General features: G+C 49.3%; 16 protein-coding genes. 3 read left to right on the forward strand and 13 right to left on the reverse strand.

The window, feature by feature from the left end; all coding sequences use genetic code 11:
* The first annotated feature begins 193 nt into the window (after window positions 1-193).
* Both KWJ01_RS18965 and KWJ01_RS18970 read left to right on the forward strand, forming a co-directional pair.
* Window positions 194-1,027, forward strand: a complete 834-nt coding sequence (locus KWJ01_RS18965; RefSeq protein WP_224998618.1) for a helix-turn-helix domain-containing protein — start codon at window positions 194-196, stop codon at window positions 1,025-1,027.
* A 75-nt stretch (window positions 1,028-1,102) separates the two neighbouring features.
* Window positions 1,103-1,474, forward strand: coding sequence for a glyoxalase/bleomycin resistance/extradiol dioxygenase family protein (locus KWJ01_RS18970; RefSeq protein WP_224998619.1), 372 nt, complete (start codon window positions 1,103-1,105; stop codon window positions 1,472-1,474).
* Window positions 1,475-1,498: 24 nt separating this feature from the next.
* Here KWJ01_RS18970 and KWJ01_RS18975 read toward each other — a convergent pair whose 3' ends face one another.
* The 8 genes from KWJ01_RS18975 to KWJ01_RS19010 form a co-directional block, all read right to left on the reverse strand.
* Complete coding sequence (locus KWJ01_RS18975) at window positions 1,499-2,857, reverse strand: MFS transporter (RefSeq protein WP_224998620.1); 1,359 nt, start codon at window positions 2,855-2,857, stop codon at window positions 1,499-1,501.
* 572 nt (window positions 2,858-3,429) lie between these two features.
* Complete coding sequence (locus KWJ01_RS18980) at window positions 3,430-6,759, reverse strand: putative Ig domain-containing protein (RefSeq protein WP_224998621.1); 3,330 nt, start codon at window positions 6,757-6,759, stop codon at window positions 3,430-3,432.
* A 302-nt stretch (window positions 6,760-7,061) separates the two neighbouring features.
* The gene (locus KWJ01_RS18985) at window positions 7,062-7,817 is read right to left on the reverse strand and encodes a LytTR family DNA-binding domain-containing protein (protein ID WP_224998622.1); all 756 of its coding nucleotides are present in this window, start codon (window positions 7,815-7,817) and stop codon (window positions 7,062-7,064) included.
* On the reverse strand, window positions 7,814-8,845 hold the full coding sequence (locus tag KWJ01_RS18990) for a sensor histidine kinase (RefSeq protein ID WP_224998623.1): 1,032 nt from the start codon (window positions 8,843-8,845) through the stop codon (window positions 7,814-7,816). Before KWJ01_RS18990 ends, KWJ01_RS18985 begins: the two co-directional genes overlap by 4 nt.
* The gene (locus tag KWJ01_RS18995) at window positions 8,842-9,537 is read right to left on the reverse strand and encodes an ABC transporter ATP-binding protein (protein WP_224998625.1); all 696 of its coding nucleotides are present in this window, start codon (window positions 9,535-9,537) and stop codon (window positions 8,842-8,844) included. Before KWJ01_RS18995 ends, KWJ01_RS18990 begins: the two co-directional genes overlap by 4 nt.
* A gap of 3 nt (window positions 9,538-9,540) precedes the next feature.
* Window positions 9,541-10,788: an FtsX-like permease family protein gene (locus tag KWJ01_RS19000; RefSeq protein WP_255651143.1), complete on the reverse strand. Its 1,248-nt coding sequence runs from the start codon at window positions 10,786-10,788 to the stop codon at window positions 9,541-9,543.
* 2 nt (window positions 10,789-10,790) lie between these two features.
* On the reverse strand, window positions 10,791-11,948 hold the full coding sequence (locus KWJ01_RS19005; protein WP_224998627.1) for an efflux RND transporter periplasmic adaptor subunit: 1,158 nt from the start codon (window positions 11,946-11,948) through the stop codon (window positions 10,791-10,793).
* 4 nt (window positions 11,949-11,952) lie between these two features.
* Complete coding sequence (locus KWJ01_RS19010) at window positions 11,953-13,281, reverse strand: TolC family protein (protein WP_224998628.1); 1,329 nt, start codon at window positions 13,279-13,281, stop codon at window positions 11,953-11,955.
* Window positions 13,282-13,531: 250 nt separating this feature from the next.
* On the opposite strand from KWJ01_RS19010, the gene KWJ01_RS19015 reads away from it, so the two are divergent.
* The gene (locus KWJ01_RS19015) at window positions 13,532-14,395 is read left to right on the forward strand and encodes an MBL fold metallo-hydrolase (protein ID WP_224998629.1); all 864 of its coding nucleotides are present in this window, start codon (window positions 13,532-13,534) and stop codon (window positions 14,393-14,395) included.
* A 150-nt stretch (window positions 14,396-14,545) separates the two neighbouring features.
* On the opposite strand, the gene KWJ01_RS19020 is transcribed toward KWJ01_RS19015, so the two are convergent.
* From KWJ01_RS19020 to KWJ01_RS19040, 5 genes are all read right to left on the reverse strand, one after another.
* Complete coding sequence (locus tag KWJ01_RS19020; protein ID WP_224998630.1) at window positions 14,546-16,207, reverse strand: glutamine--tRNA ligase/YqeY domain fusion protein; 1,662 nt, start codon at window positions 16,205-16,207, stop codon at window positions 14,546-14,548.
* A gap of 338 nt (window positions 16,208-16,545) precedes the next feature.
* On the reverse strand, window positions 16,546-19,683 hold the full coding sequence (locus tag KWJ01_RS19025; RefSeq protein ID WP_224998631.1) for a glycoside hydrolase family 2 TIM barrel-domain containing protein: 3,138 nt from the start codon (window positions 19,681-19,683) through the stop codon (window positions 16,546-16,548).
* 178 nt (window positions 19,684-19,861) lie between these two features.
* On the reverse strand, window positions 19,862-22,276 hold the full coding sequence (locus KWJ01_RS19030) for a sugar-binding domain-containing protein (protein ID WP_224998632.1): 2,415 nt from the start codon (window positions 22,274-22,276) through the stop codon (window positions 19,862-19,864).
* Window positions 22,277-22,289: 13 nt separating this feature from the next.
* Window positions 22,290-23,867 (reverse strand): glycoside hydrolase, encoded by a 1,578-nt coding sequence (locus tag KWJ01_RS19035; RefSeq protein ID WP_224998633.1) that lies wholly within the window; start codon window positions 23,865-23,867, stop codon window positions 22,290-22,292.
* Between the two features lie 112 nt (window positions 23,868-23,979).
* A complete protein-coding gene (locus KWJ01_RS19040; protein WP_224998634.1) occupies window positions 23,980-25,683 on the reverse strand; it encodes a RagB/SusD family nutrient uptake outer membrane protein in 1,704 nt (567 codons plus the stop codon).
* Window position 25,684: the final 1 nt, after the last annotated feature.

The following is a 25,684-nucleotide window of genomic DNA, read 5'->3' on the forward strand; positions in this document are numbered from 1 at the left end:
AAATTGAGGAGTATAGGATTTTTCCGCTCGTGCTGCACAGGTTATGAAAGACTGCACTGCCGGAATGGAGACACAGGCCTTGCTGGTTCCTGTTTTTGGCTGAAGAACATTTGACTGTTTTAGGTTTTAGAAAGGGTAAGTACTAAATTCCCAGACACCAGCCATTATCTACTATTCATCAGCTGAAGGCCCCATGGCAACTGTATATTATACCATACCACCCCCGGCGCACCTGGCACCCTATATCAGGTTCTTTTGGGTACTGGAAAGCGATCATCGTTCGTACCTGCACCAGGCCATGGCCGATGTATGCCCGGAGCTGGTGTTCCACTACCGGGGTCAGTTCGATGAGATAAAAGCCAATGGGGTGCGGGTGAAATCGTCTGTTGCCGGCCTGCAGGGCCAGACGAGCAACACATCCCGTTTCCACATCAACCAGCGCTTTGGCATATTTGGCACTTACCTCTACCCCTACACACTCACCCTGCTGTTTGGCATACCGGCTACCGAAATTGTAGACCAGTATACAGATCTATGTGGCATATTGGGTGCCGAAGGAAAACAGCTGGAGGAAAAAATAATGGAGGCGGCACATAATACAGATAGGGTAAACATCCTAAGCCGGTTCCTGGAACACCGGCTGAAGGGGCACTCCGGTAAAGCTGCAGCATCAGCCATTTGTAGTTCTGTACACCTGATCATGCAGGAAGGGGGCAGCTTAAGAGTAGATGCCCTGGCTCAGGAGGCATGCCTCTCCCAGCGGCAGTATGAGCGGAAGTTCAGGCAGCTCACGGGTTTTAGCCCAAAACTTTTTTCAAGAATCGTACGCTTTCATTCAGCTTTCAATGCTTACAAGCAGCCCTCCGGAGGGGGGGATGCTGCCGGGCACACCCTTACCCAGCTGGCCCTGGAGAAAGGGTATTATGATCAGTCGCATTTCATCCAGGACTTCAAGCAGTTTTCAGGGCTTAATCCCGGTCGCTTTTTCTCCGGTAAGGCGGAGGGCCTGGACTGGTTGAGGGGCTGAAAATGTCGGGTTTTTCCAATTACACTCCTGCCTCCTGCACTACCTTAGCATCATTAATAACCAAAAGCAAGTACCATGAAAATTCCAGCACAATACCTGCCCCTAATGCCTTACCTGATCCTGAAAAACGCAAAGGCATTCTCCGATTTTGCCAAAACTGTTTTCGGCGCAAAAGAGCAGCTGACTGTTCCTGCAGCAGATGGCAGCATAATGCATGCAGAGCTAAAAATACATGATGCAGTGATTATGCTTGCACAGGCCGGCGATAACTGGAGCGAGAAAACGGCCGGCATGTATATTTATGTTGAAGACGTTGACAGCGTTTACCATGCGGCAATCAATGGTGGTGCGCAAAGCCTGATGGAACCCCAGAAAAAGGACTATGGCTACACCGCAGGATTCAATGATCCTTTTGGCAACCAATGGTGGATAGTAGCAGCGGAATAACCCCCTTCTGTTGCAGGTAAGGCACTATGCTTTATGCTCATCCACATCATTTACAATAAGGGTAAGAAAGCCACCAACGATCATGGCACCACCTCCGAGCACCAGTGCCAGCACTGCCTCACCATCAAAAATATTGTTGGTTACATAGTCCAGGATGGAGCCCGCTATAATCTGGGGTATTACAATAAAGAAATTGAAAACCCCCATATAGTAGCCCATTCGCTTTGCCGGAAGGGCACCTGCCAGAATGGAATAGGGAATAGACAGGATGCTGGCCCAGGCAATACCTACCCCTACCATAGATACCAGCAGCATATAGGGATCAGAGATGAAGTAGACGGAGATCAGGCCAAGGCCACCAAGCACCAGGCAGATAAGGTGCGTTAGTTTTCTGCTGGTGCCTTTCACCAAAAAAGGTAGTAGCAAGGCAACCAGGGCAGAGATGCCATTATACACAGCAAAGCAAACGCCTACCCAGTCGGCACCCTCATTATAGAGTACAGAGGTGGTATCGGAGGTGCCATATACATGGCTGGTTACAGCTTTGGTAGTATAAATCCACATAGAAAAAAGTGCAAACCAGGAGAAGAACTGCACCACTGCCAGCTGTATCATGGTTTTAGGCATAGAGAAGATGCCCATTACCGTTTCTTTTACCCCATCCCAAAAGCTGGTGTTCTCGTTCTCAGCCCGGAATTCCTCCATGTCTTCAGGCGGATACTCACTGGTACGAAACACCGTCCAGAGCACTGCGGAAAAGAACACCACACCACCCACATAAAACGACCATTTCACCGAGGGTGGAATTTCTCCTTCGGGAGCAGTATTGGGAATGCCAAGCCAGTTATTGAAAATGAAGGGTAACAGTGAGGCCACAACGGCGCCTACGCCTATAAAAAAAGTCTGCATACCAAAACCAGTGGTGCGCTGGCTGGAGGGGAGCAGATCGCCCACCAGGGCTCTGAAGGGTTCCATGGAAACGTTGATGGAGGTATCCAGGATCCAGAGCATGCCTACCGCCATCCATAAGACAGAGGCATTGGGCATCACGAACAAAGCAGCAGAGGCCAGCAGTGCACCAATCAGGAAAAACGGACGCCTGCGGCCCAGGGTAGGATGCCAGGTACGATCGCTTAGGTAGCCAATAATGGGCTGTACAAACAGGCCCGTGATGGGAGCAGCCAGCCAGTACAGCGCAATTTCGGTACCACCCAGCGTTTCGAAAATGCGGCTCACATTTGCATTCTGGAGGGCAAAGCCAAACTGGATACCCAGAAAGCCAAAGCTCATATTCCATATTTCCCAAAAGCCCAGCTTTCTTTTTCCGGCAACCAGGGTTGGTTGTGCTGTTGAGGTCTTTGGAGTTTGTACTGCCTGTGCCATAGAAGTTCTTTAAAAAATTGAGTTGGTGCTCTTTAGGCTGCAAACGATTGCAAATCTAAGTATTATAAAACCCACACAAAGGTGGGTAAACAGTCTTTTATCTTTAAAGCCAGCCTTAGCAAACTTAACAGCTGCTACCGATGATACAGAAGAAATGCTACCTTATAAGAAGGAGGGCTGCAATACTAAAAACAGGCTTTGGATAGGCGAAAGATACTTAGTTTTAGTAACATTCCAATTAAATATATAGCCTTAGCAGCGTAGACAGCTACAATATTCATAAAAAATTATGTTTGTTGCTTTATGAAAAGAAGTTCTGTAGAAGGCCTGCCAGTGTGTGGAAGTAAAAGGTTCAACACATTTTATACACTGAAGCTCAAGGTTAAAACAGCTACAGCGCATGAGCTGGTTTCAGGGCTGTATGGTCTTGGCATACATGCGCCAACCCAATATCATGCTTAACAACAAATCGGCCTTAGTTATTAAACTAAGGCCGTTTATTGATATTGTGGTGTTAAAGTGCTGACAATAAATCTGATCAGTAAAGTCAAGCCTGAACAGGCACAGGCAATTTACTGCTTAACAATCCTGATGTTGCTTACTGCCTGCTCATTGCTAAGCTTCAAAATATAGATACCCGCTTTTGAGGTAAGGAGGAAACCGTTAAGCTGGCTATTGATGTGCTCCATAGAACCTGTGGTGCTAAGTATTAACCTGCCATCCACTGAAAGTAAACTGGCCGCTATAGCCTTTGCCGGGGCTTCATTCATACTAATCAGCACACTGCCCCTGGTAGGGTTAGGAAATACCTTTATTGCAGAACTGGCGTTCAGGCCATCTTCTATGCCTGTTGGTGCCTGAACGGTAAGCGTAAACTGCTGATCTGTTTCCAGGATACCATCGCTTACTTTCAACACAATCTGATGTTCTTTTACATCTGAAAGCACAGGAGAACCAGATAATATGTGAGTACCAGCATCCAGGCTTAGCCATGAAGGCAGCGTTAGGGCTGTATAATAAAGGGGATTCCGGGGCAGGTCTGCATCTGTAGCTGATAACTGATACGAATATAATTCTCCAGCCCTTGCAGTGGTTACTGGCTGTGAAATAAATGTTGGTGGCACATTTACTTCTTGTACCTCAACTGCAATTTCTTTTACATCGGTTAAATAGCCATCCGTCACAGTGATATTGAATGTATACCTGGCCGGCCCCTGTTCTTCGGAGGGTGTCCAGTTAAAGACACCTGTAGATGGCTCTATGCCTGCTCCATCGGGTACACTGCCACTAAGGCTGTACCTTAATTGTGTAGCCTCATGGTCAACGTCAGTCGCGGTAATTGTAAAAGAATAGGGCTGTAACTCATTCATCAACTGTGAAGATATTGCAGCTAACACAGGAGCATCATTCTCCGGGTTCAGATCATACCGGAATCCTCCCTTCACTGCCTGGGCCGCTTCGTTGCCTGCTTTATCCTGGTAAGAGATATCTACTGAGTATACGGCTCCTTCAACCAATGCATCGTGTGGTGATGAGCTTGCCTCCACCACATGTTCCGTGCCGGATAACTTGCTACCCGCTAGCAGTATGTTGTGGAGTTGTGCCATCTCATGGGTAGCATCCAGCGTTAAAACATGAGGCGCATGAGCATCAGCCAAGCCACCGGTTCTGTTAAAGGTGATTTTTACTGTGCCTGCTCTGGCTGTTTCTGGCAGTGTGAAGTTTATCTCCACTCCCTGGGCTAATCCAACAGCTGTAATCTGCTCAAGTGATGGTGATTTTGTATAAATATCTCCGCTGATTGCAAAAGAGTGATTAGCACCAGCCTCCACCATTTTGAATGTGTTCTCACTTATCAGGCGAGTTGGAACACTAAAGTCGGTTGGATCCATGATCAGATCTGTGTCATATTTTCCCCATGCCCTCAAGGAGCCATCATTTTTAAGTCCTACACTGTGAGATGAACCAGCAGCAACCTGTTTCCAGTCTGTATCACTGCCAAGCTGTACTGGATTTTCTATGTACTGAGGCTGAGTAGAACCCGTTCCTAACTGATAAAAATAATTTGCTCCCCATGTCCAGAGTGTGCCATCTGCTTTTATCGCTAAAGTATAATTCATACCGAGTGAAACAGACTTCCATGCTACTGATGGACTAATCTCTACTGGTTGCAGAATAATATTATTTATGTCACCAGTACCAAGTTCGCCATACCAGTTACTACCCCACATCCAAAGACTACCGTTTGTTTTGATAGCCCCGGAATGATTATTCCCTGCACTAATCTTATCCCAATCTGAATCCTGTCCAATCTTTACCGGATAGTTTCTCCCAACCTCTTCACCATCACCTAAATAGGACCCTGCTGAACCCCAGGACCATAAAGTTCCGTCTTTCTTGATAGCCAATGCATGACTATAACCTGCATCAACTGTTTTCCAGTCAGCATCTGACCCTATCTTTACAGGTAAAACCCTAGTTGTAAAAGTACCATCACCCAGTTGTCCGTATCTGTTATCACCCCAGGTCCAGAGGGTTCCGTCCTTTTTTATAGCAAAGCTTTGCTGCCAACCGGCAGATACCATAGTCCAGTCTGTATCTGACCCAATTTGCACAGGCACTGCTCTATCTAACAGGGTACCATCACCTAATTGACCATACGAATTATTGCCCCAGGACCAAAGTGTGCCATCAGCTCTTAAGGCCAGCGTGTGGGAGTTACCCGCAGCAACAGCACTCCAGTTAGCGGTAGAAATAGTCTCTTCTGGTGTAGCAAATTTAGCAGGCACACTATTCCCAAGCTGACCATATCTGTTACCTCCCCAGGTCCATAAAGAACCATCTGTTTTCAGTGCAATGGAATGGCTTTCACCGGTTAATATTTCTTTCCAATCTTTTGAATCACCAATCATAACCGGCGTGGTTTCAGCCTGTAGTGTACCATTCCCAAGCTGCCCTGAATCATTACTGCCCCAAGCCCACAGGCTACCATCAGTTTTGATTGCAAGCGTGTGGCTGTAGAATGCATTTACTTTCTTCCAGCTTGTTTCATTTCCAATCTGAGTAGGCCTATATCTGTTTGCTGTTGTTCCATCTGCTAACATTCCATTGTCCTTTGATCCCCATGTCCAAAGTGTTCCATCTCTTTTGATCGCAGTTGCATTATAATATCCCAGGTCAACAACTTCCCAGTCAGTGTCAGATCCTATTTGTACAGGCACTTTAGAATCCTCCCCCTCATATCCTAAAAGGCCAAGCCAGTTTGCGCCCCAAGCCCAGAGGGTTCCATCCTCTTTTATCGCAATTGTATTCATCAATCCTGCGTTAACGGCCTTCCAGCGAGATCCTTCCGCTATAAGTTCTGGAGTATTGCTAGATGATTCATTGCCATTTCCCAACCGTCCGGCAGTATTATCACCCCATGCCCACAGGGTTCCATCGTTCTTCAAAGCAACGGTATGGTAAGCACCTACTGAAATCATTAGCCAGTCTGTATCAGTACTGGTTTGCACAGGAGTAATCTTAGAAATGTTTGTTCCGTCTCCTAGCTCACCACTTTGATTGAAACCCCAAGCCCACAGAGTTCCATCTTTTTTAATGGCTACTGTATGATGAGCGCCAGTTGATACAATTTTCCAGTCTGAATCAACTCCAATTTGAACAGGTGTGATTTGTTCAGTATATGTACCATCACCTAATTGACCGTAATTATTCCTGCCCCATGCCCAAAGTGTTCCATCAGTTTTTATACCAAGTGAATGAAATTCATGTGTACTGATCACAGACCAGGAAGTTCCTACCGCAACATTAGCCGGCTGTTTTGCTTGTTGAACCCCTTTAGCCAATTGTCCTTTGTCATTGAGGCCCCAGCCAAATAGTTTATCACTTTCTTGGGCTATCACTGCCTGTATACAGCTTAATAACAACACCAAAAATATCGTAAAGCATTTTCTCATTGGAAGTATGTTAATCAGTAAGCACAGTGTTTGCCTGCTATAGACAAGCAAACACAGTCAGAGGGATTGATTTAAGTATTAAACTTACTACAAACCTGATAAAGTAAAAATGACACAGCGCCAGCCAAACAGTACGCACATGTAATGTTTAAGTCGATTAATACTTTTGTATGGCAGCAGCATACCTGGCTATATGCAGTTTGTTATTCTGGATGAGCCGACCAGAAGTATCAGCTTACTTTGGTAGGCTATTTACTCAACCACTCCTTGAAAATGGCTGCTTTTTCACGGCTGATGTCGATCTCCTGGTTGAGGGGCTGCTTCAGGTGAACGGTGAGGCCCTTGTAGGTAGAGCGTATCCTGTCGATGGTATGGATGTGGATGAGGTACTGCCGGTTTGCCCTGAAAAAATGGGCAGGGTTCAGGAGCTCCTGGATTTCATCCAGGGTAGCATATTCGGCAATGAAGCGTTCGTTACCAAAGGTGTGGAGGTAGATGAGCTCCTCTTTATGGAAGCAGGCGATGTCATCTACTTCTACAGGCACCATGATGTTGCGCTGGGTAACCAAAAAGCGTTCTTTGTACTTTTTGCCAGCTGTTGCCGTGCTTCCCAACAGCTGCTTTAGCTGCTCGCTGAGCAGGTGGGTGTTCTCCAGCTTTTTATACTTCTGCAGGGCTTTCTGCAGCTCTGCTTTATCAATGGGCTTGAGCAGGTAATCTACGCTGTTCAGCTTAAAGGCTTTCAGGGCGTACTCATCGTAGGCGGTGGTAAAAATAATGGGCGCTGCTACCTCTACCTGGCTAAAAATATTAAAGCTGATGCCATCGGAGAGCTGTATATCTGCCAGCACCAGGTCGGGCTGGGGTTGCTGCCTGAACCAGGCTAAGCTGGCGGCTACACTATCGAGCACGGCCAGTACCTGTGCGGCCGGCTCCAGCTCCTGCACCATTTTCTGCAGGTTACGGGCTACCAGGGGTTCGTCTTCAATGAGTAGTATGTTCATAGCAGCGGAAGTTTTACAGTGAAGCTGGTACTGGTTTCTTCTACCCTCATGGGTTTGGCAGAAAGGTAGGCGTACAAGGAGCGAAGGTTTTGCAGACCCTGCCTGTTAGAAGCATCGATGATGTTTTTAGGCTGAAGGTTGTTGCACACACAAAGATAGCCTGAAGCAGTTTCGATGGTAATGGTAAGCGGGTTTGCCTTGTTCAGCACATTATGTTTGATGGCGTTCTCGATCAGCACCTGCAGGCTTACTGGCACCACCCCCATTTCCAGATCATCTTTGCGGATATCAAAGTTAAAGCGCAGCCCATCGCCAAAACGGGTTTGCAGCAGGTTGGTGTAGTTGGCAATAAACTCAAGTTCGGTGGCCAGGCTTACCTGGCCCGTTGCCTGGTGCTGCAGCAGGTAGCGGTATACTTTCGAGAGCTGCTGCAGGAACTGGGAGGCCAGCGCCTGATCTTCATAAATAAGGCTGTTGAGTGAGCTAAGGGCATTGAACAGGAAATGCGGGTTCAGCTGGTTCTTAAGGTTATCGAACTGCACCTGTGTTTTTTCACGCTCCAGCCGCTCTGCCAGCCGGATGGAATCCTTCCAGCGCCCAATGAAATAATCGGCTACAAAACCCAGGTTTAGGGCAACTGCCGCAAAGATATAGAGCACGTAGGTTGACAGTTTAAAGAAGCCCTCTATCTTGAAAGGCACATAAGGCTCACCAAAAACTTTAAGGATGTAGCGTACAAACAAGGCTACTGCAATACCCAGCAGCATCTGCACCACTATGCGCAGGCTCATGGAACGCTCATAGGGTAGCAAGCGGTTAAGCAGCTTGTTAATCCCGTAAAAAGACTCCCATAAGAGCACCACCAGAACCAGCGATGTGAGTGCCATCAGCAGGTGAAAAGGCAGGCTTAGTTCCGGCAGTACATACAGGCGTACAACAAAGCCCACTACCACAATGGCAACGATAATGCTGTAAGTGCGCAGCAGCCTTTTTTTCTCTCTCAAGCCAATGTTGATTATGGCATTCAAGATACCAAAATGTTTGATCCTGTAATACGACCATCAACCATTTCCACAATGCGATCGGTGCGATGGGCAAAGGCATCATCGTGTGTAACCGCAATAATGGTTTGCCCATAGGCCTGCTTCAGCTCCTGGAAAATTTCGAGCACCAGCCCGGTGTTGTAGCTGTCGAGGTTGCCGGTGGGTTCATCGCCCATCACTATGGCCGGATCATTGATCATGGCCCTGGCAATAGCCACCCGCTGCTGCTGCCCGCCGGAGAGTTTGTTGGTTGGCTTCAGGGCCTGGTCTTCCATACCCAGCAGCTTCAACTTACTGTAGGCCCGCTCTTCTATTTCTTTGGTGCTGTAACGCCCCAGCTTTTGTGCCGGCAGCATTACATTTTGCAGCACCGTAAACTCGGGCAGCAGGTAGTGAAACTGAAACACAAAGCCAATGTGCTCGTTCCGGAAACGGGCCAGCCCATTTTGCTTCATGCCGCTTAGCTTCTGCCCCCTGATGCAGAGCTCACCTTCGTAATCGGTATCCATGGTGGAGAGTACGTACATGAGCGTGGATTTACCACAGCCCGATTTACCCACCAGGGCAACAAACTCTCCTGCCTGTACCTGCAGGTTTATGTTCTTGAGCACCTGAAACTTCTGTGGTTCGTAGAAGTACTTGTTCAGCTGCCGGGTTTCTAATACTGTCGTTTTCATGGCTTACTGTCCTCTGATAATTTCTATTGGATCTACGCCTGCGGCTTTGCGGGAGGGCATATAGCCGGCTATGGCTGTGGTAAGCACACCAAATATGATCCCGATAAGGTAGTACTGAGCATCGAAGTTTACAGGCAGGTGGTCCATGGCAATCATGTCGCCACCATCGAATGGTGCCTGCACAATTAAGCTGGAAAGTCCCCATCCAATGAGCAGGCCCAGCAGGCTGCCCACAACACCAATAATCAGCGACTGGATCATAAAGATCTGTTTTACATCCCTGCCTGCAAAACCGGTTGCTTTCAGGATGGCAATGTCCTTCATCTTGCTCATGATAGTCATGTTCAGGATGTTGTAAATACCAAAACCAGCCACCACCAGGAGAGTAATGGATACAGAATAGGTAAGTATGTTGCGGATTACTACCCCCATCAGCATGGTGGCATTGGCAGTTTCCCAGTCTTCGGCTTTGTAGCCTCCTAACTTTTGCAGCTTAGGGGCCAGGGCTTTTGCCTCTTTAAAATTGTGTAGCTTGATGTTGATGTCGGTAACATAGCTATTGTCAACACCCAGGATCTTCTGCACAGTACTGATGTTGGCGTAGCTCTTGCTGTTATCGATGGTGCCAATGCCCATCTGAAAAGTGGCCACCACCTTCAGGCTCATTACCTGCCCGGCAGGCGTAGTAATCACCACCCGGTCGCCCCGCTGTACCCCCAGCTTTTTAGCCAGTCCTGTGCCCATGATTAGTCCGTTATGGGTGGCCACCAGGTCCTCCAGTTTGCCAGACCTGATCTTACTCTTCAGGTCGAAGAGCTTGTCTTCTTCCAGGATATTTACACCTGCCACTGTGCCGTTCAGCTGACTTGGACCATTGTTGTAAAACACCTGCGTTGCCAGCTGGGGGGCGGCTCCTTTTACCTGCGGGTACTGCCGTATCATGGCTGCCAGCTGTGCAGCATTACGCAATTTTGGCTGCTCGTTGCGTGCTTTCTGATGGTGCACCACGGTAGCTGCCTCCGGGTAGTGGCGTTCCAGCAGGGTGCTGCGCTGCTCGTTTACATCATGGTATATGCGTATGTCGGGCACAGAAGTCATGGCCAGGTCTTCTGTCAGGTCATTAAGGCCCGACATCAGGCTGATCATGGTAATAAACATGCCAATGCCAAAGGTTACGCCCATCATGGCCACGAAGGTTTGCCGTTTGCGGGAAAGCAGGTGCGTTTTGGCTATTTGAAAAGACAGCAGCATGGCTATTTCATTAAGAGTTGTGTTTGTGCATCCAGCCCGGCAAGCACCTCCACCCGGTCAAGGGTTTCAATGCCTTTTTGTATCCGGATCTTGCGTTCTTCTCCCTCCTGCCTGATCCAGACAGAGTCCTCACTGACAAGGGCTTCTTTTGGGATCACAAGCGCATTTTGCTTACGTGCTATGATGATGTTGCCTTCGGCGGAAAGACCTGAAAATCCTGCCGGCAAACTATCTGTAAAAGTTGCCTCTACCCGAACCGCCTGCTCCCTTGCACTTACCTGCGGATAGATCTTGCTAACCCTGGCCCGGAACAACTGTCCCGGAAATGCATCGAGCTCAGTGAGCACCTCCTGCCCCAGGGAGATTTTTCGGATGTCGAGTTCATCGATCTGGAGTTCCAGGTGGAATTGTTCACTTTTACCCAGCGTGGCCAGCAACTCGTTGCGTTTTACCAGCTCGCCAACCCGCTTGGCGGTGTAGTATACTTTTCCATCGCGGTCGCTTCTTACAATGTAGCGGCCACTTTCATCAGAGGCTATGTTCAGCTGGCTCCTGGCAGAGGTAAGCTCCTGCTGCAGCTGGTTAATAGTACGCTGCAAACGACTTTGCTGTGCCCGGTATTCGCTTTGAGAATTTTCATAGGCCAGGCGCATGCGGTCCCACTCTGCCGGGGAGGTAGCACCAGCCTCTATCAGGTTTTTATAGCGATGGTAGTTTACCGAATCATAGGCCAGCTTAGTTTTGGCAGCCTGTACCCCCGCCCGCAGCTCCTGCAGCACCGGGGAGTTTTCGCTTAGGTTAAGCTGGGCCAGGCGGTAACGCTCCTGTGTTTCGGTAAAGCGTGCATCCTGCTGGCTGCTCCCAAGGATGTAGACTGGATCGCCGGCTTTAACTTCTGCTCCTTCCTCCACCAGCTTTTGGGCAACCACTCCTTCTGTCTGGGCAAAGAGCTGGTACTCTTCATCGGGCACCAGGTAGCCGGAGGCATACACTGCTTCTATAATCTCCTGTTGCTGTACGGGGATGGTTTCTGTAGTATCGTTACAAGATGTAAAGGCGAGTGTGGTGAGGGCAAGAAGGCCCCATAGGTGGTTTAGTTTCTTTGGGGAAAAGTTTAAACCCTTTGCCTGGTAGTGTATATATGCATTTAATGTTCTCATGACTTTAATAGGTATTTCTGGTGGTGATAAGGGCACTGTAGTAGAGGTGATCGGAGAGCGCTTTCAGGAGGCTGTTCTGGGCTCTTAGCTTCTCGTGGTACACATTGATGAGCCCGTCCAGGGGCAAAACGCCGGCATTGTATTTCAGCCTTGCCAGCTGGTAATTCTGATTTCCCAGGGCAAAGGATTCCTGGGCAAAAGCCAGGCTCCGGCTGCTCTGCTGGTAGTTGGTGAGCAGCTCCTGCTGTTCCTGCTGCAGCTGGTTAGCTGTATGCTGCAGCTCCAGTGTTGCGGCCTCCCATTGCAAATGGGCTTTACGGGTGGAGGCAAGGCGGTGGAATCCGGTAAAAAGAGGCCAGTCCAGCCGCAAACCTGCAATACCAATATTAAACCAGGGCTGTCCGCTTTCTGTAAAATTAAAGGCATCGCGCTGCGCCTGCCGGGTGTAGCGGGCGTAGGCCGATAGCTCCGGCAGCAGCTTACGCCGTTCGCGCTGCCAATTGAGTTTGCTGCTCTGAACCCTTGCCTCTCCCAGCCGGTAAACTGGCAAAGCAGTGTAGGAGTAGGCTGGCGCCTGGAGTGTCCGGATCTCTCCCCCGGGTTCTTCGGTTAAAAGCAGTTCCTCCCCTGGCGCCAGCCCCAGCAGCACCTTCAGGCGGCTAAGGTTGTTGGCAAAAACAGCTCTGTTTTCTTCCAGGTTACGGTTACTTTCCAGCTGCAGGTTACGGATGCGATTCGCTTCCAGCGGCTCAAGAATACCATTTTGCAGCTTGTGCCCAGCCTGCACCATCAGCGAATCGTTGGCTGCTTTAGTATTTAGCGCCAGCGCTACGGCCTGCTGGCTTAGCAGGGTTAGGTAGTAGGCCCTGGCCACACTTTCGGCTGTGTTTAGCCTGCTGTGCTCGAGCTGCAGCGCTGCAGTTTTAGCCTCCATGGCTGCCTGCTGTGTGCCAGTCCAGAGGCTGGCGTTGATGAGGGGCATGCTGGCCTCCACCCCCAGGTTCAGGGCGTAGGGCTGACCAAAGCTAACTTCCAGGTAAGTGCCTGGCTCACCCCCCAGCACTTCTGCCGGGATCAGCTGCACCGGCAAGCTAAAATAATAATCCAGGGTGGAAACTGCCTTTAGCTGCGGCATCAGGGCGGCTCGCTGCATGGGCTTTGCCTGGGCTGCGGCATCGGCAGTATGCTGTACTGACTTAAGCTGCAGGTTGTTTTGCAGGGCATAGGCAATACTGGCATCTACATTTTCCAGCACCAGCTGTGCCTGTGCGCTTAGGCTGCCAGTCTGCATCAGGCTGCCGAGCATCAGGATAAAAATGAGTATTGGGCGCATGGCTGTTTGTTTTTTCACCAAAATTGCTGCCCAGCGCATTTAGCTGAAAATTTCTTTGACTGAAGCCTGAAAAAATGGGGTTGAAATGTAGTGTTCAGAAAATAAAGTGAATGGCCAGAAAGGGCAGAAACTGCTGTTACATGCATCTGGCATCAAGAACCTGCAAGCAGGTCCTCAAGCAACATCAGCACCTTAAACATCTGGTATATAAGCCGGTTAGCATTAGGAGACCCATTAATTTTTTTACCTTATGGATACTAACATGCACCAAAGCGGGGATGACAAGTTCATTCCCATGACATCTTTCTCGAGCGGAAAAGGGCATCAGGTCGGGGAGGATGTTTATTATTACACCAACCAGATCGTAAACTTTGCCCTGGTGGGTACAACTGAACACTGGGTACTGGTAGATGCCGGCATGCCTAAATCTGGCTCCGAGATTATTTCTGTGGCTGAAAAAAGGTTTGGAGAAGGCAGCAAACCTGCCGCTATTATTTTAACCCACGGACATTTTGACCATGTAGGCGGTATTGTTGAACTAATTGAAACATGGGGCGTACCGGTCTACGCGCATACATTTGAATTTCCCTTCCTGACCGGGCAGCAAAGTTATGCAGAACCCGATGCTACAGTTGAGGGAGGCATGCTGGCTAAAATATCATCCATTTACCCACATGAGCCAGTCAACATCAGCGGAACGCTTCGTTCCCTGCCTGCAGATGGAAGTGTGCCTGAAATGAGAGGCTGGCGCTGGATTCATACCCCTGGTCACACCCCGGGACATGTTTCTCTATTCCGTGAAAGTGACCGTACCCTTATTGCCGGCGATGCCTTTGTTGCCGTTAAGCAGGACTCGTTCTACAAAGTGCTGGTGCAAAAAGCAGAGATACAGGGACCTCCCAGGTACTTAACCACCGACTGGACCTCCGCCAGGCTTTCGGTAAAAAAGCTTGAAGCCCTGCAGCCACAGCTGGCCATTACGGGCCATGGCCCGGCTATGGAAGGCAGAGCGCTACGCGATGGCCTTAGCAGGCTGGCCCAGGAATTCGACAGGATTGCCCTGCCGGATCATGGTAAATATGTAAAAGACAGGGATAAAACTACAGATCGTTAAACAGACTCAGCTGGTTTCGGGTTCTGTTACCAGATCACAGAAACAAAGAAAACCTCCTGCTTTGGAAATTGAATTGTCATGCTTCAAGAACCAAAAGCCAGGAGGTTTTTTATGTATTCAGGAAATGGGATTTTCAGCTGCCCCCTTCTTTTACTTCTTAGATTCCTTGGCCCACATATCTCTTAAGCCTACGGTACGGTTAAACACCAGCTTATCTGCAGTAGAATCGGGATCCAGGGTAAAATAGCCCTTGCGCAGAAACTGGTAGCGCTCCTCGAGTGTGGCTTCTTTCAGTGCTGGCTCGGCATAGGCTGTTTCTATCACCTGCAGGGAGTCCGGGTTGAGGTGCTCCTTGAAATCACCTTCGGCATCGGCTACATCTTCGTGCATAAAGAGGCGGTCGTACAGCCTAACCTCAATCGGCAGGGCCTGTGCTGCACTCACCCAGTGAAGGGTGCCTTTTACATTGATGCCTGAGGTGTCGGAACCGCTCCTGCTCTCAGGCACATAGGTGCAGTGCAGTTCTGTGATATTGCCCTGCGCATCTTTCACCACCTCCTCGCACTTAATGATGTAGGCATGCTTTAAGCGCACCATTTGTCCGGGCGCGAGGCGGAAGAACTTCTTGGGTGCATTTTCCATGAAATCCTCCTGCTCGATGTACAGCTCACGGCTGAACGGGATATCCCTGGAGCCACTGTTTGCATCTTCGGGATTATCCTCACCCGGCAGCATCTCCACCTCTCCTTCGGGATAGTTGGTAAGCACTACTTTAAGAGGATCCAGCACTACCATACGGCGCTGGGCAACTTTGTTCAGGTGATCGCGCACGCTAAACTCCAACAGCCCCACATCAATCAGGTTTTCACGCCTGGCCACACCAATGCGCTCGCAAAAATCGCGGATACTCTCCGGCGTATAGCCCCTGCGGCGCAGGGCGCTGATGGTAGGCATGCGCGGATCGTCCCAGCCGCTTACGTACCTGCCATTTACCAACTGCAGTAATTTGCGCTTGCTCATTACCGTATAACTTAGGTTCAGGCGGGCAAATTCATACTGCTGCGAAGGAAAAATTCCCAGCTGCTCAATAAACCAGTAGTACAGATCGCGGTGCGGGATAAACTCCAGTGTGCAGATGCTGTGGGTAACATTTTCTATGGCATCGCTCTGGCCATGGGCAAAGTCGTACATGGGGTACACACACCAGGTATCGCCGGTACGGTGGTGATGGGCATGTTTAATGCGGTACATGAGCGGATCGCGCATGTGCATGTTCTGATGCGCCATATCTATTTTGGCCCTGAGCACCTTCTCACCATCGCGGTACTTACCCTCCTTCATTTCCTGGAACAGGCGCAGGTTTTCTTCTACACTACGATCGCGGAAGGGGCTGTTGGTACCAGACCTGGTGGGCGTACCTTTTTGTGCGGCAATTTCTTCGCTGGTGCTGTCGTCTACATAAGCCAGTCCTTTGCGGATCAGCACAACGGCCCAATCGTACAACTGCTGGAAATAGTCGGAGGCGTAGAGCTCGTGCTGCCAGTTAAATCCCAGCCAGCGAATATCATTCTTAATGCTTTGTACGTATTCGGTATCTTCGGTGGTGGGGTTGGTATCGTCGAAGCGCAGATTGGTGTACCCGCCAAACTCCTGCGAAAGACCAAAGTTCAGGCAGATGCTTTTGGCATGACCAATATGCAGGTAACCGTTTGGCTCCGGCGGAAAGCGGGTAACAATGCTTTTGTATTTTCCGGTTTTAAGGTCGTTGGCAACAATCTCTTCGAGAAAGTTTGGGCCTTTATTATCACTCATAAAAATCTATTGCTTCAGCTTATGTAGAAAAGTTTAAGGGGCCTGAAGGCGGCTAACCTTAGACAACACTGCAAAATTACTGTTTTTTGGGAATTTCTTAGCGCTGCATCCTTTTGATGACAGCCGGAAGCTTAAATATCATGCGCTGATAATTGTTCAGGACGCTAAGTTTCTGGAACAGTACACTGTGGTAAACTTTCCATCGATAACCTTTTGGCCAGGGCAGGACACCCTTTGATGAAAACCAAAAAAAAACATGACCTGGCCTTTGCAGCAGCAAACAGGGGCCAGGTCATGCAGAAAAAACACCTTCAGGATAGCCTGAAGTCTTTACAGCACTACTTTTTGGTTAGCAATCCGTTTTCGATGTAGCGGATTACATAGGAGTAGCTGTACTGATCGTCCAGGAGCCTGTACTGCTCATAAGGAAGTGCTCCCCAGCTGTTATCGCCTCCTACGCCACGCTGCTTCAGGTCTATGTGCAGGCTTACCGCATTTCTTTTTTTCAGATCTGTAGGATGCTGCTGTTTCTTGGTCAGGCCCGGGTCCAGGTCTTCTGCCCGGTAGGGTAAAGCACTGAAACCAATTGGTTGTACACCTTCTATTCTAAGGCCCACTCCGTCTTTATTGGTAAGCTGCAGCCAGCGAACATCTGTTTTATAGCCGTTCTCCTGCGGGCGGATGTAATTTGCCACAAACTGGTTTTCAACCTTATCCTGGTATAGGCCTATAAAAGCCGATGATTTTCTGTCGCTGTAGTTTTCCCAGGGTCCTCTGCCATAGTAAGACAGGTTTTCCATTTCATCAGGCAGCTCCATGCGCATGCCAAAGCGCGGCAGCTCCGGCAGGTCCCTGTTTTTCATATCCATAGATGCGGTTACTTTGATGGAAGCATCGTTCTGGATCAGGTATTCCACCGTATAGGGTACATTAATCCCTGTTAACTCGTAATTAACTGTAATGGGCAGTCCTTCCGGACCCTGCTCTCCCACCCTTACCTCTTTCACTTTCCTGTCTATATGAGCGGTGCGCCAGATGCCCAGCTTCTCCTGCATGCCATTGCCAAAGTCGTTATCGGTTGGCGCTCGCCAGAAGTAAGGTTCGGGGTATTGGTTAATGATGCGGCTGCCTTTTTTGCCATACCAGTTAAGTCTGCCGTTTTTGGTGTTGAATTCTCCTTCAATTTCGCCGGAGCTGAACCGCAGTTTGTTGGCCTCTTCTTTGCTGATCTTTAGCGCCGTTTCGGCAACAGCTGCTTTTTTGAGGTAGGCATTGCTGCTAAAGGCCAGCTGCTCCCTTGCAATTTCATGCCCGGCCGGTATCAGTGCCGTTGGTTTAGCGGTATAAGCATAGAGGTTCAGGAAATATTCATCTCCCTCTTCCGGGGCTATTTTAGGCAGCTTCAGTTTTACTTCTTTCTGCTGGTGTGGCGCAAGGGCTACCGTAAAAGCCTCTTCTTTCTCCAGTTTACCATTTTTGTAAAGCTGCCATTTAAAGCTGTAGTCTTTAAGGTTGGTAAAGTCGAAGCGGTTTTCTACGGTAATCACTCCTTTTGCGAGATCTTTAACTCCAAAATGAACATTCTGGTAGATCTTTTTTAACTCATGGATACCCGGGTGTGGGCTGCGGTCGGCTGCCACCAGGCCATTGGCGCAGAAGTTTTCATCGTGCTGCAGGTGCAGGCCTCCCAGGTCGCCGCCGTAAGCCCAGTAGGTTCTGCCGTTATCGTCGGTTGATTTCAGGCCCTGGTCTACCCAGTCCCAGATAAAACCGCCCTGCATATGCTTGCTGCTGTTAATAACATCCCAGAGCTCCTGCAGGTTGCCGTTGCTGTTGCCCATGGCGTGTGAATACTCGCACATGATGTAGGGGCGCTCCTGCGGTTTAGAGGCATATTCTTTCATGCTGTTATAGCCGGGGTACATGGGACCAACAATATCAGTATTCCAGTCCTGGCCTGCCTGCTCAAACATTACCAGGCGGGTGGGGTCCTCTTTTTTGATCCAGGTGTAGGCATCGTGAAACACTTTACCATTGCCGCACTCATTGCCCATAGACCAGATGATTACGGAAGGATGGTTTTTATCCCGTTCCACCAGGCGGGTAATGCGGTCCATGTGCGCGGGTGCCCATTCTTCCAGGTAGGCGGGATGCTTGCTTTTATCGAACCAGCCCTGGTGTTCAGCACCCATGCCGTGTGTTTCGATATTGGCTTCATCCACCACATACAAGCCATACTCATCGCACAGGGCATACCACTCCGGATCGTGCGGATAGTGGCTCATGCGTACAGCATTGAGGTTGTACTGCTTCATCAGCTGTACATCTTTGAGCATGGTTTCCCGGCTGGGCACATGGCCCAGCACATCATCATGCTCATGACGGTTTACACCTTTAATGGTAACAGGCACTCCGTTTACCATCAGCTGTCCCTCTTTCAGCTCTACTTCGCGGAAGCCTGTTTTACCTGCCGTATAGGCAACAGCCCTGCCTGCTGCATCTTTCAGGCTAATGATGTACTCGTAAAGGTTAGGCTCTTCTGCACTCCAGCGGGCTACCTGCTTTAGGATGCCATTGAATGTTAGTGGATCTGCAGCAGAAGCAAAGCTTTTCTCCTGTGAAAATACCTTTTTGTTGTTTTTATCATACAGCTCCAGGGTAAGTGTTCCTTCCTGCTGCTTGCTCCCTTCAAAGGCCCGCAGGTCTACCGAAACCTCCAGCTCACCATTTTTATAGGTTTTATCAAGCCCTGCGTTGATGGTAAAATCCTCTATGCTTAGTTTGGGCAGGGCGTGCAGGTACACATCCCGCTCGATACCACTTAAGCGCCAGAAGTCCTGATCTTCCAGGTAGCTGCCATCGTGCCAGCGGAATACCTGCACGGCCAGCTGGTTTTCGCCTTGTTTTAAATAGGGAGTGATATCAAATTCAGCAGGTGATTTCGCCACTTTGCTCATGCCCACTTCCTGACCATTCACATACACCTGTGCATAGCCGGAGATAGAGGCAAAATGCAGCATTACCTCGCGATCCATCCAGGTGGCAGGCAATGTAAATGTTCTGCGATAGGTACCTACCGGGTTATACTCATTATCTACAAAAGGCGGGTTCTTTGGAAAGGGATATACAATGTTGGTATAGATAGGGGTATCATAGCCTTCTATCTCCCAGTTGGAGGGTACCGGTATTTCATCCCAATCCCCATCGTTCAGGCCTGGCTGGTAAAAATCTTTCGGACGATCTGCCGGTTTCTTTACCAGGTTAAACTTCCACTTGCCATTCAGGGACTGGTAATATGGCGACTGCTGCTTATCACCTTTTCGGGCGGCGGCGGCATTATCGTACAGGATAAAGGTAGCATGACCCTTTTCTTTATTCCGTTCATACACCTGGTGGTTCTCCCACTCATTCCCGGGCGACTGTCCGTAAGCGACAGCTGCGTTCATGCCTAATAGCAGCAATAAAAGTTTTCGCATTTTGTATAGGTTGTTTTCAGTGATCAAGATCGGGTTACTTCACTGTTTATAAAACAGCATCTGTGATGGTACTGCATGTTTATCTGAGGCAGGCGGTAAAACTGGTTTGCTATCACCAACACCTGGCACACCAAAAAAATGCATTTTACCTATTTTTGAAAGCATATGTGTCTCATACTTAGTCTACAGTAAGGCTCACCTCCTGGGGCTTTAAGCCACTGGATTGAAAGGAAATGTTTACTTTTCCCGGTTTATGCTGACTTTGTACATATGCCAGCAGCTTTCCATGCTGTGCTTTCCTTTTGTTGGACCTGTAATCTTCGTGGCTCGTGAGGCTGCCGCTTTCCAGCCCCAGCAGTTTTGCAGGCCCCTCTACGGCAACAATAATCTCGTTATCTGCAGCATATACAGGATTACCCTCTTTATCTACTACCATAACTTCCAGCTGTGCCAGTTCTTTGTTAGCAGCATTCAATTGCTTTTTATCTGCCACAACCTTAATGGCATAGGGTTCACCAGCAGTTTTAAGGGCATGGGTACTTACTTCTTTTCCGGCATTATATCCTTTAACCAGTAAGGTTCCCGGCTGATAGGCTACATCCCACTGAATAACCCTTCCGGTTGCATCTGAAAGCTTTTTCCGGCCTAAGGATTTTCCATTGAGAAATAGTTCGGCTTCCTCGCAATTGGTGTAGCTGCTTACCCTTACCTGTTCGCCAGTCGGCCAGTTCCAGTGTGGGGCCGGATTCCGGCCCCTTCTTTCTTCTTCTTTCGGTATTTCCGAAGTTCCAATGTAGATCATGGGTTCGCTGGCCCAGAGGCTTTGCCGAAAGTAGTAGTCTGGTTTGGGAAAACCTGCCATATCCAGGATACCGGCACCACTGCTGCGGCTTGGCCAGCTTCTGGCTTCTCCCAGAAAGTCAAAGGCCGTCCAGATAAATTGCGATGAGATGTAAGGGTTGTTTTCCACGGCAAGCCATGCCTCGAGGGCATCGCCATTTTCGCTGCCATAAATAATTCTGTTGGGGTATTTCCGGTGATCTTCCTCGTAACGATATTCCTGATAATTGTAGCCTACAATATCAAGCGCATCTGGATAACTGGTATGGTTAGACATGGCTACCCCGGCCAAAGCAGCTGTTACCGGGCGGGTGGTATCCCACTTCTTGGCTTCCTTCACCAGCATCTCTGCGATTTCGCCCAACCTGCTGGCAGGCGGATTACCGGGTACATATCCTTTTCCATAAATTTGAGGATTGCGCCCTTCATCGAGTACCGGGTGGGTGTAAGGGTCGTTAGGGTAATCTATTTCGTTGCCAATACTCCACATGATGATGGAGGGGTGATTGCGGTTACGCAGGATCATATCACGCAGATCCCGGGCAGCCCATTCTGTAAAATGCTCAAAGGCGCCATCCTTGCCGGGGGTACCCACATTCCAGCCCTCAATCCATTTATTTTTTCCCACCTCCCACTCATCGAAGGCTTCGTCCTGCACCAGGAAGCCCATTTTGTCGCATAAATCGTAGAGGTAATCCTGGTGTGGGTAATGGCTCATGCGAATGGCATTGCAGCCCAGGGCTTTTAAAGACTGAAGCCTGCGCTCCCACACTTCCTGCGGCACGGCAGATCCCAGGGCGCCTGCATCCTGATGAATGCATACGCCTTTGATTTTCATGTTCTGACCATTGAGAAAAAAACCTTCGCTGGCATCGAAGCGGAACGTACGGAAGCCAACATTTTGCAGCAATTCATCTGTTGTTTGATTATTTACCGCCAGGCTTACTTTAAGCTGGTACAGATTAGGGTTTTGCGGTGACCACAGCTGTGGATCGCGGACCTGAAATTCAAGCCCTGCTTCTGTGGCTTTTCCAGCCCCCAGCGATACTGTTTTTTGCGCTTCTGCCACTGCCTGCCCCTGCTGGTTAAGCAACTGCCCTTTTACCAATACCTGCGCGGCCGCTGCCGATTTGTTTTCGAGCTTAACCGCCGCGGTGGCCTTCGCCTGTGCTGCGCTCACCTCCGGCGTGGCAAAAGCAACACCCCACTGGCTTATATGAACAGGCTCTTTTGCAATCAGGTATACATTCCGGTAAATACCAGAGCCGTTGTACCACCTGGAATCGGCTACCTTGCTGTGGTCTACCCGAACAGCAATGGTGTTTTTACCACCTTTGTTCAGGTATGGGGTAATTTCGTATTGAAAAGGAATATGGCCATTGGGCCTTTTGCCAAGGGAATGCCCGTTTATCCAAACTTCGCTGTTCTTATAAACGCCATCGAAATACAGAAAGAGGTGCTTCGCCTGGAGCTCAGGAGCAATATCAAAGGTTTTACGGTACCAGCCTATGCCGGCGGGCAGATAGCCTGTTCCGCTTGCCCACTGATTACTGAACGGTCCTTCTACACTCCAATCGTGGGGGAGCTCCAGCGCCCGCCAGCTACTGTGGTCAAAGGCTGCTTTTTCTCCCTGGGGCACCTCCCCTTTATGAAAATACCATCCTTCGTTGAACAACTGCTTTACCCTTCCGTTTTGGGCAAAAGCGGTGCAGGCCCACAAGGCTGCAACTATGCATATGTAAAACTTTTTCATGTACATAAGTAGGTTACTTTATATTGCCAACAACTGTAATAATGCTGCGGGGAGGAATGGTAAACATATCCTCTGCACGGCCCCTGCCGGCTGTGAGCGCATCGCTTTCTGAAGTCTGGTAGAAACGCAGATTCTCTACCTGAATTCCGGCGAACTCCAGCTTTACACCAACAGCTGCTATGCCTGAATTGATGATTACGCTGATGATCTGGTTGTCCTGCGGATGGGTGTAAGCCGAGAACAGCAGGGAAGAATCGTCTACTGATAAATCAGAAGATTGCGCAGCAATTCTGACTGCTCCCGGACGTATGAAACGGCTGTAATTACCCAAAGCCCACAGGAGCTTGCTCTCGTAATAATTGCCGTTGGTCTTTTCTTTATCTACATAAACGAGTCCGTCTTTATAGTTGTAGGGCGATACACCCAGCCACCAGTGCCAGGCTGTGGCATTTGCCACCACCAGGTCGTTATGAATTACCCGGGCCAGGTAAATGGCCGGATCAATGCCTAAATTTCTACCCTCTCCTTTTATTTCACCCTCATTATCGCCCAGGATGCAGTATTCCGACATCCAGTATTCCAGGTTCGGCACAGCCGCTACTGCTGCCGCCAACTGATTTCTTTTTTCAACAGCCTCCGGAAAAGGTGAGGTGGTAAAGTAGCTGTGTGCTGAAATAACGTTTCCTACCCTGGAAAAACCTCCGATATAGAGGGGTGAGGCTGGATTGAAAAAATCGTATACCTGGTTGCCACGCCCCGGCCTGTCTTCTGTTGCATACAGATAGTTGATCTTGCCTGCCTCTGCTACGTCTATTTTAGTATCAATGCTTTCTTGCTCTAACTGCTCATTCAGCTCTTTCACAATACCAAAAATTTCTTCGTTGGTGAAAGGGGTTCCCTCCTGCCCCCCATCACTCCAATCCCACTGGGGTTCGTTCACCGGGCTAAGGTACTGTATATCGATTCCCTTATCCTTCAAGCCCTTCAACACTGTTAGCAGGTAAGCCGCATAGGCTTGGTAACGGTCGGGGGCAAGGTTGGATTTTCCGGCAGTGGCAAAAGCTTTCCCGTTCTTGTTGAGCCACACAGGCGGGCTATTTGGAAAAGCCAGGAATTTTTGAACACCTCTTTGCCTGGCCGCCTGCATAAACCACTGTTGCCCCTGCTGCCGTTGCCAGTCGTAGGTACCATCTTGCTGTAAAAAAGATTCTGCCCGTCGCCACTCATCTCCAATACCGCTGTTACTGCCCTGCTGTGCACTACCTGCTCCAATGTTAAACCTCCACAATGACAAACCAATGCCCTTTGGTTTGCCCTCAGCAGTGGTATCGGTACTGAAGAGCAGATCTGCAATGGCATTGCGTTTATCATCTGGCCAGTTACCAACAAACTGGCAGGCCCAGGCATCCGATGCACCGAAGTTATCAATGGTCTGATAGGTTTCAGCAGGATTAAGCCTGATGGTGACTGTTTTGGTGGCCATGTCATCAGGCATTCTGCCGGCTTCCTCAGAACTTAGTCCGCAGCCCCAGCACAGAAAACAAAGTACAATAAGCAGTATGGATGCACTTATTGATGTGGTTTTTGTCACGATTAGGTATTTGATGATGAATAGATGGTATTTGCTGCCAGAATCAGAGAAATGTTGCAGGAAAGCATAAAGCTATTCCTGCAACTTTCTACAATAAACCAACCAACAAAAATCAATTACTATATCCGGGATTTTGCTGCAACAGATTGTTTGATGCCTGAATCTCTGATCGGGGAATCGGCAACCAGTAGTGCCTTTCCTCAAACCTGCGGCCGGCAAGCGCTACCTTTCTCTGGTAGGTGAAGGTACCGTCTGGCTGCTTCAAAATTTCAATGCCATAGGCCGGTTCATTTTCTGTTACATCTGCAATTCTCCATCTGCGTACATCATAGAAGCGATGTTCCTCAAAGGCCAGTTCTATGCGGCGTTCCTGCCGGATACGTTCGCGCATTTCTGCCTGCGAGAGCCCTTCCGGCAGCGGAGGCATTTCTACACCTGTTCTGCCCCTGATGCTGTTGATGGCCTCATATACGCTGGCATCAGGACCTGTTGCTTCGTTTCTGGCCTCGGCATAATTCAGTAGTATTTCTGCATACCGGAAATAGATCCAGTTTTGGGTACCGGCCACTTCCCAGGGATTTTGGATGGGCAGGTCCTCGTTAACATACTTCCGCAGGTAGTAGCCAGTCTTGGAGGTATTCCAGTTGGAGGGGCCATCGTTGCTGTCTAAACCTCCGGGCAGGAAAGTTTCTACCTGGCGGTTTCGGTAAGGAGCACCGTTGAAAAGAATGGTTTCGTAAAAACGAGGGTCTCTGTTCTCGTAAGGTGCGGCTGCATGCGCAGGATTCTCCCAGTTAAATTCAGAGCCATCCAGCATGTTATAATCATCTACCAGGTTTTGCAGCGGAACATTACCGCCCCATCCATCATAGCCGTTAGGTCCGTTGGCTATTTCCATGCGCACATGTTTGGCGTTGAGGTTATGGTACCTGGCAAAAATGATTTCTGCATGGGTGCCAGGGGTCAGGAACAATTCGCCATAACCTCCCTGGTAGAGGCCATACATGCCCAAATCCATTACCTCTTTGGCAGCAGCAGCGGCTTTTTCCCATTTTGCGGCATCATTTACACCACCTGTGTACAGGGGGCTTGCAGCATACAGCAGCAGCCTTGCCTTTAAGGCCAGAGCGGCTCCTTTGGTAGCCCGGCCCAGCTCCCAGTCTCCTTCGTTGTTCAGGGGCAGCCCGCTGCCAGCCTCATCGAGTTGCTGAACGGCATAGTTAATACTTTCTTCAATTGTGGCTCTTCTGAAAAGCTCTGGATCTGTGAAATCCTCTCCCAGCTGGGTTACCCTGTCGCCCATCAGCACCACACCACCGTAGTTACGAATCAGGTCGTGATATCGAAAAGCCCTGATAAATTTCAGCTCGGCAATCAGCTTGTTTTTGCGGCTTTGGCTCATCGGCACCTGGTCAATGTTCGTAAGGGCATAGTTTACTTCGCGTATGCCACGGTAGCTCCTGCCCCAGAAGGTGCCAGCAATGCCGGTGTTCTCAGGAGAAAGGTTCCCCTGCTGAATTACCCAGGTGTTATCATCGTTGTTGTAGATAGACTCGTCGGTAAGCGAACTCCACAACGCATACTCCAGGCCGCGGCCAAAGCCCGGTGGCACGCCCTCTGCTTCTTTATTCGTTAATCTTACGCCCATGTACCTGTTGATCACATAAGATTCGAAGAGGGTGGAATCGGAAAGAATAGCCGCATCAGATACACGGTCCGTAGGTACCACATCCAGAAAATCGTCCTGGCAGGAGATGAAGGTGGCACAAACAACAGCAGCTATATAGAAAATATGTAAAGTCTTATTGCTTTTCATG

Origin of the sequence: Cesiribacter sp. SM1, assembly GCF_020178975.1 — a bacterium.
Classification (GTDB): Bacteria; Bacteroidota; Bacteroidia; order Cytophagales; family Cyclobacteriaceae; genus Cesiribacter.